Source organism: Paenibacillus sp. 01T422, assembly GCF_056398785.1.
Genome location: NZ_JBFTQB010000240.1, coordinates 1 through 7,391 on the forward strand (window position 1 = coordinate 1; position 7,391 = coordinate 7,391).

Below are 7,391 nucleotides of genomic sequence, written 5' to 3' on the forward strand. Positions count from 1 at the left end.
GTGTTAGAGTGAGCACCTTCTTAGGGAGAAGCTATCAATACGTCGTTGAGACGATTCTGGGAGACATCACGGTCAATAAAGAAATGGAATTCCCGTATCCGAGCGGTCAAGAGGTTAAGCTTCATTTTCCAAGCGAGAAATTGGTTCTAGTAGAGTAGTGTACTTGGAGGTAAAGGCATATGCATGTTGATTTACTGATCGAAAATGTAAAAATTTATAATAGTTATTTTAAAACTTTCATCGAAGGTAATGCAGCCATTCTAGATGGCAAGTTTCTATATATCGGAAATAAAGGTGCGGAAAGCTTTGCAGCTGCTGAGCGTTTGGACGGGCAAGGGCGTTACATGATTCCAGGCCTCATCGACATCCATTTGCACATCGAAAGCACAATGGTTACACCGGAGACGTTCTCCTACGGCCTCATTCGTAATGGCGTTACGACGATTGTTCCAGAACCTCATGAAATTGCTAATGTTTTCGGACTAGACGGGGTAAAGGAATTCATCAAAGCTAGCCAGAATTGTGTAGCGGACATGTTCTATGCCCTTCCTAGCTCGGTTCCTGCTACTTCTATGGAAACGTCTGGCGGCTCGATTGAAATCGAGGATATGGACGAACTGCTGCGAACAGAGCGAATTATTTGTTTAGGCGAAATTATGAATTTCGTAGATGTCATAACAGATCCAGACTGCAAAACGAATCAGATCATCCATCATATTCGCAAACATTATCCTCATCTGATTATTGAGGGGCATGTGCCGAAACTGCTGGATTTGGACTTGCATAGGATGATCTATAGCGGAGTCGATTCTGATCACACCCATCAGACAATTGAGGGTATGGAAGCCCGGATCGCTGCGGGCATGTTTATTGAAATTCAGGAGAAATCAATGACGCCTGAAGTGATGGACTATTTGAAGGAACATGAAGTGTCTGAGCATTTCTGCTTTGTTACCGACGATGTGATGGCAGACTCTTTCGAGCGTCGCGGTCACTTGAATCATATTGTGCGTAAAGCGATCGAGATGGGGATGAAGCCCGAGCATGCGATTTATGCCAGTACCCTTTCTCCAGCCAAAAGAATGCGGATGTATGATCGCGGCGTTATTGCACCGGGCAAAGTCGGTGATTTTCAGTTAATTTCTAATCTGGAACAGCTGACAATTGACCAAGTGTTCAAGCACGGACGCAAGGTCTATGATGTTCAAGAGGCTTATACCTCAGTTATGAACGATCCTGCCTTTCCGGCACACTATTATCAAAGCGTCAGGATGTCGCCATTAACAGAGGCAGATTTCTCAGTCAACGTAGAAGTAGAGGAAGGTTCTTATGCCTGCCGTGTAATGATGGTGAAAAACGGCTCTACGTTTACAGAGGAGCACCATGCAGAGGTTCCTGTTCGTTCCGGTGAGCTCATGTGGCAGGAAAGCGGAAAAGGACTTATTGCTACTTTTGAACGCTATGGTAAAAACGGAAATCGTGCCTATGGTTTAATTGGCGGCGATACGATTAAAAGAGGTGCCGTAGCGACGACATATTCCCATGACAATCATAACTTACTTGTTGTCGGACACAATCCTCATGATATGATGATCGCGGCTAATGAGGTGATTAACAATCAGGGGGGCTTTAGCGTCGTAGAAGACGGTAAGGTAATGGCTTCTCTTATGCTGCCTGTAGGCGGTATTTTAACGGAAGCTCCACTTGAGGAGGTTGCCAAGGAAGTAGAACAGCTGCGCAAAGCGATGGAATCGTTAGGCTACTGTCATTATAATCCTATTATGTCGATCAGCACGCATTCTTTACCTGTAAGTCCTGCTCTGAAAATTACCGACTATGGTCTAATCGACGTGAATAGCGGTAAAGTCGTACCTTTAATCGTTTCTAATTAATATAAAATCCCGCACTCATGCTGAGGCGGGATTTTTTGTATCCTATTTCTTGTCGGCAAGCCAAGTAGCGAGAGACGAAATCTCATCGTCATTTAGCTTGCCTTTAAAGCTAGGCATTGCGCCTTTCCCGTTGGTCACCGTTGCAGCAACTTGATCCTTAGACAGTTTGCTGCCTACTTTTTGAAGATTAGGTCCTACAGCACCTTCCAAGTTGACGCCATGGCAGCTTACACAATTGGCTTTGAACACGGCTGTTGCTTCAACCTTTGTTGTACCTCCTGTGGTCGCGGACGGGCTTGCTGATACAGCAGGGCTTGCAGTTGCGGAGGAGCTTGCCTCCGGTTTTGTTTCGCTCTTGCCGCAGGCAGCTAGAGAGCTGGCGAGTAGCAGAGAGAGGACTAATAAAGTTTTCTTCATGTGGACTTCTCCTCATATACGTAGGTTCAAGTGCAAGACAGCCATTGCTTGCATACAAAATCTGCGTAATGACTGTAAATTTACATTGCCCGAATTACCAATTTTTCATGCAAATAATGAATAAGATTACAGGTCTGAGCTCATGATATCCATAACTACCATAACTAACCTAATGTTCATAAAATTCCAAGGAGGCAACCCTATGGCTGATAATAATGTGGAAAATTCCCCTGACCAGTCGCGACGCAGATTCCTGAAATATACCGGCACTGCTATTGGTGGAGTGGTGGTAGGAGGGGTGATTGGCAGTGCGATTTCCGGCGGATTTACCAAAAAGCCGGCGACGCCAGCCCCTTCGCCATCCGCAACGCCGCAAGTTCAAGCCGGGATGGACTACAACAGAGCACCAATGTTTTTCAACCAGGCCCAGTTACAGATGACAGAAGCTGCGGCCGAACGTATTTTCCCAAAAGATGAAAGCGGTCCGGGTGCGACTGATTTAGGAGTTGCCTTTTACATCGATCATCAGTTGGCAAGCCCTTGGGGCGTGAATGCCCGTACGTATCGGACGGGTCCCTTTGTTAAGGGTGAAGTGACGCAAGGTGACTACTTAAGCATTCAGCGCCACGAGTTGATTACGATGGGCCTGCAGAGTATGGAGGAAGCGAGCAAGTCGAAATATACCAAATCCTTCGTGGAGCTGGCTCCTGAGGAACAGGACGCGATCCTTACCTCCATGGAAAAAGGTGAAATTAATGTTGTAAATGGTGTAACGGGTAAAACCTTTTTCAATCAATTCCGTGTGCTCGTGATGGAAGGTGTGTATTCAGACCCGCTATATGGAGGGAATAAGGATATGCAGGGCTGGAAAATGCGGAAATATCCGGGCAACCAAATGAGCTATACCGATATCATGGGCAAAGATCAGTTCGTTGCTATGGAACCACGCAGCTTGCATGATCATTTTGTTCATTAAGTATGAAATCCAATGAGGGAAGGGAAAAAAGCACATGGCTACTAAAATGCCAAAAGTTCCGGTAGTTATTGTTGGAATGGGTTGGGTCGGGGGCATCATCGCTGCCGAGCTGTCGAAACAAGGAGTTAAGGTGGTTGGACTAGAGCGTGGAAAGCCAAGAAGCACCCAGGATTACTATATGGTGCATGACGAGCTGCGTTATGCTTCCAGATACGATTTGATGCAGGATCTATCCAAGGAGACGGTCACGTTCCGTAATACGGACAAGTTAGCGGCAGTCCCCATGCGAGAATACGGATCCTTTTTACTAGGTGAAGGGCTCGGCGGGTCGAGTATTCACTGGAATGGACAAACGTATCGGTTCCTTCCGTACGATTTTGAAATCTATAGTAAAACGGTTGAGAGGTACGGGAAGCAGAAAATACCGGAGGGCATGACCATCCAGGACTGGGGCATCACGTATGACCAATTAGAGCCCTATTTCGAAAAATTTGAAAAGCTGGCAGGCATCTCGGGAGATCCGGATCAGAATCCGATGGTGGGCAAGCGTGCGAATCCGTTTCCAACGAAGGCAATGGTGAAAACGCCAGTTCTGAAGCTGTTCGAGGATGCGACGAAGAAACTGGGTTATCACCCCTATATGATGCCGTCGGCGAATCTGTCCGAACAATACACGAATCCAGACGGCATTRCCAGAGCAGCATGCCAGTATTGCGGATATTGCGAGCGTTTTGGCTGCGAGTATGGCGCCAAAGCAGATGCCGTGGTGACTGTACTGCCAGTTGCTCAGAAGTCGGGCAATTTCGAGCTGCGCTCTTACTCGAATGTCATTCAAGTGTTAAATGACGGCAAAAAGGCGAGTGGCGTTGTGTACGTCAACACAGTGACAGGGGAACAGTTCGAGCAGCCGGCTGATGTGGTGATTATGGCCAGCTATGTGTTCAATAACATTAAGCTTTTGCTGACTTCCAAATTGGGCAAACCTTACGATCCAGCCTCCGGTAAAGGAGTAATCGGCAAAAATTACTGCTACCAAACGAACGGCGGCTCGGCTACTGGATTTTTTGATGACAAAGAGTTCAATTTATTTGCCGGTGCAGGATCGCTTGGCATGGAGATTCCTGACTTCAATGGAGATAATTTTGACCATAGTAGTCTCAATTTCCTTCATGGAGCCGGTATTCGGATTTCACAAACCGGACAACGGCCGATAGCTACTAACTCTGTTCCTAAAGGTACAGCTGCGTGGGGGAAAGATTTCAAGCAGAAATCGCTGAAATACGCGAATAGTGTCTTGGCTGTATCTCCGCAAGGGTCAAGCTTGCCTTGGAAGCATCATTATGTGGATCTGGATCCTACCTATAAAGATGCCTATGGGCTTCCGTTGCCGCGAATTACGTTTGATTTCGAAGAGCAGGATCGGCAGATGATCAAATTCGTGAGTGGTAAAGCGGCTGAAATTATGAAAGAAATGAATCCAACGAGTATTGGTTCATCGGATCAGCTGGGCCCTTACAATATCGTGCCGTATCAGTCCACTCATAACACAGGTGGAGTCATAATGGGCGCGGACCCTTCTACTTCAGCTGTCAATTCGTATTTGCAAATGTGGGATGCTGAAAATGTTTTCGTAGTCGGAGCATCAGCATTTGGTCATAACAGCGGCTATAATCCGACTGGGACAGTTGGAGCTCTTGCGTATAGAGCCGTTGAAGGGATTGCGAAATATTTGAAACAAGGCGGAATGGTCGTTTAATCAGGCGCGAACGTGACCTATAGATGGGAGGCTCCGCATGGAGCAAGAAGATTTGATTTTGCATCTTACCGAGGTCCGTAAGCGGTTAATCATTGTGTTGGTTTGGTTCGTCATCATGTTATGCGCCGGGTTATATCTCTCCAGTGATATCCTGCTGTATTTAAAAAAGCAGCCTATGATCGGTGAGATTAAGTGGAATGTGTTCTCGTTTACAGATGGGCTGATGATCTATATGAAGTGCGCATTCCTCTTCGCTTTATTGTTTACTGTGCCGGTGGTGCTCTACCAGCTATGGGCATTCGTCAAGCCAGGGCTTACAGAAGCGGAGTCTAGGAGCGCTCTCCCGTACATACCCGTAGCTTTTGCGTTATTCATCATCGGGGTAGCGTTCAGCTACTGGGTCGTCTTCCCCATGATGGTTCGCTTTATGATGCGTATGAATCAAACCATTGGCGCGGTGGAAACGTATGGCATTGACCGGTATTTTGGATTTCTGTTTCAAATCGTATTTCCGATGGCAATAGCGTTCGAACTGCCCGTGATTCTTCTATTTCTGACCAAAATAGGACTGTTGACGCCGGAGCGCTTGAAAATGTCCAGGAAGTACGCGTACATCGCTTTAACGATTACGGGCTCATGCATTTCGCCTCCGGATATGGTTTCACATCTATCGGTTACCGTTCCATTGCTTCTGCTGTTCGAGATCAGCGCTTTGGCTTCCAACTGGCAGTGGAGAGCGATGAGGCAAAGCAGTCCGACAAATAGCTAAAATGAGGCAAGGCAGTTTGACAAATAGCTTTATAAAAAGGAGGATACGCATGTTTAACAACATTGGTGTATCAGGTTTAATATTGATTTTGGCGATCGCTTTAATCGTCTTCGGCCCTTCCAAATTGCCACAGCTGGGAAGAGCATTTGGCGATACCCTTCGAGAGTTCCGTAATTCCACGCGCAACATTATGGATGAGGGCGAACGTGAGCACCTGATTGAAAATGAGGGTAAGAAGCCTTTATGAGAAGGTGAATCGGAGCTGCGAATGACGTTTAGCTCAGATGAGGCTGTCCCGAAAGTTTAAAAAGAGGCTCTCCCTTGTCATTCTAATGACTGTTGGGGGAGTTTTTTCGTCTGCTGAGTGAAGGTTCATACACCTTCGTCGAAACGTTCACACGGGGAGGAACTTGCCACGCTTAGCTGATTGGATCATTAGTGGGAAAAATTACCGTAATTTTAAGCGGGTTCTGACTTAGCAAGCTAAACAACGGAGAAAACTCCCGTTAATTACTTCGATATCCCTGCTTTCAAGTTCAATCACCCCCATTAACAGGAGGAATGCCAGTTATTCGTGCTATAGTTGCGTTATTCTACTAAATATCGGCAGTATTTCCCTTTAATGTGAAAAGTCTGAGCCCAAGAGTTCAAAAAATGATGCTCTCCCTCGGTCATTTTAATGTTCTTGGAGTAGGCTGAGACGTTGTTAATCGACGTTAAAGTGGGCGGGGAGAGTAGGATGCAGAAGTTAGCGTCGTAAAACAAGCTCCATCAGGATTACTCGAGCAAGTGGTATAGGATATAGGATCGTTCAACAGTCAATATCGTAACAAAACGAGCAAGGAACTGACAATGACAAGCGGGAGGAAGGCGGAATTGCCGAAGATAATCTTAATCGCTAGTCCACCCTGCATAAGAGGCAAGCCAATGTTATGTAACCAGAAGTGAAGCTTGCTAGGCGCGTTTCTGCTGCATGCGGATAGAAGTGATAGATGGGACCGAATATCGCCATAGATACCCAACAGTCTAACGACATGAAAGTGTCTAGGTTTGATCTACAAGCTTGTTAAACTCCTACAGTCTCTTTTTTCAATGTTTCCGTTACCCAGCTATACCATAAAAGGAGCGGGGAGCCATATTTCTTTTGAGGTGAGTTTCCAGCTTTTATTTAGTTCATTGGCAATTATACTACCCAATTCAGTAGGGGGTTTATAGGTGTGCTTGCTAATTGTTTCAAGCGTAGGTGTTATTAATACAGTCTGAGCGAGCCAAAGGGTAATATTGTTCGATTTCTGAGCGAGGGATAACTTGTTATGTTCTAAATATTCTTACGCAAGATGATGACGGCATTGGTGGAGGTAGCAGATACTCGAAGATTTCAAACTATTATTTAAATTCAGGTCAGATGTATTGCTTAAAAGTTAGAAATTATACTAACGGGAATGCTGTATATGCAACTGTAACTATTACTACATATGTAATAGATATACTAGTGAACAAAACAGACCTGATTACTCAGGTCTGTTTTGTTGTGCTTGATACTAATGGGCATTATTTAAGGAATATCCGAGAGTTAAACTC

The 7,391-nt window shown here is 45.7% G+C and carries 6 protein-coding genes and 1 pseudogene; 6 read left to right on the forward strand and 1 reads right to left on the reverse strand.

The annotated features are described in order from the left end of the window. Positions 1–158: pseudogene (locus AC1DUA_RS15320) on the forward strand (ABC transporter ATP-binding protein); the annotation flags it as partial. A 21-nt stretch (positions 159–179) separates the two neighbouring features. Then, positions 180–1,892 carry an adenine deaminase gene (locus AC1DUA_RS15325; protein ID WP_477500592.1) on the forward strand — a complete coding sequence of 571 codons (1,713 nt, stop codon included), beginning with the start codon at positions 180–182 and terminating at the stop codon, positions 1,890–1,892. Between the two features lie 42 nt (positions 1,893–1,934). Here AC1DUA_RS15325 and AC1DUA_RS15330 read toward each other — a convergent pair whose 3' ends face one another. Further along, positions 1,935–2,309, reverse strand: coding sequence for a c-type cytochrome (locus AC1DUA_RS15330; protein ID WP_477500593.1), 375 nt, complete (start codon positions 2,307–2,309; stop codon positions 1,935–1,937). A 202-nt stretch (positions 2,310–2,511) separates the two neighbouring features. Here AC1DUA_RS15330 and AC1DUA_RS15335 point away from each other — a divergent pair, with 202 nt between their 5' ends. From AC1DUA_RS15335 to tatA, 4 genes are read left to right on the forward strand one after another with little or no spacing between them, the layout of a single operon-like run. Then, positions 2,512–3,285 carry a gluconate 2-dehydrogenase subunit 3 family protein gene (locus tag AC1DUA_RS15335; protein WP_477500594.1) on the forward strand — a complete coding sequence of 258 codons (774 nt, stop codon included), beginning with the start codon at positions 2,512–2,514 and terminating at the stop codon, positions 3,283–3,285. A gap of 34 nt (positions 3,286–3,319) precedes the next feature. Further along, positions 3,320–5,041, forward strand: a complete 1,722-nt coding sequence (locus AC1DUA_RS15340; RefSeq protein ID WP_477500595.1) for a GMC family oxidoreductase — start codon at positions 3,320–3,322, stop codon at positions 5,039–5,041. A 37-nt stretch (positions 5,042–5,078) separates the two neighbouring features. Beyond that, complete coding sequence (gene tatC / locus AC1DUA_RS15345) at positions 5,079–5,810, forward strand: twin-arginine translocase subunit TatC (protein ID WP_477500596.1); 732 nt, start codon at positions 5,079–5,081, stop codon at positions 5,808–5,810. A gap of 49 nt (positions 5,811–5,859) precedes the next feature. Further along, the gene (gene tatA, locus AC1DUA_RS15350) at positions 5,860–6,057 is read left to right on the forward strand and encodes a twin-arginine translocase TatA/TatE family subunit (protein ID WP_477500597.1); all 198 of its coding nucleotides are present in this window, start codon (positions 5,860–5,862) and stop codon (positions 6,055–6,057) included. Positions 6,058–7,391 lie beyond the last annotated feature (1,334 nt).